General features: G+C 33.3%; 1 protein-coding gene. It reads right to left on the reverse strand.

Annotated elements, in window-relative coordinates; translation table 11 throughout:
* Positions 1–321 (reverse strand): c-type cytochrome (locus tag FUA24_RS00315; protein ID WP_148539586.1); only part of this gene is annotated, 321 nt, incomplete at its 3' end.
* Positions 322–351: the final 30 nt, after the last annotated feature.

Here is a 351-nt window from a genome sequence, read left to right on the forward strand (position 1 = left end):
ATTCATAACATCGGCAATTTCATCATCACTTAAGCCTATAGTGGCCATGGTGTTGTTGTATGTTTTTCCGTTTACAATAATTTCACCCGAAATGCCAAATTTAATGGCTCTTATGCCGGCTTTTCTGTTATTCATTAAATAATCAGATTTTGCCAGTGGCGGATATGTATCTTTAACGCCTTCACCTTTAGCCATGTGGCATGTTATGCAAAAATCATTGTAAATTTCTTTACCGTTTTCAATACTTTGTTTTAGGTTGTTTTGTGCCTGAGCAAATGTAAATGATAAGCAGGCAACTGCAAGTAGGTAATAATTTTTCATCATCTTTTTTTAATTAATTTGGAACAATTT

This window comes from Seonamhaeicola marinus (genome assembly GCF_008085455.1).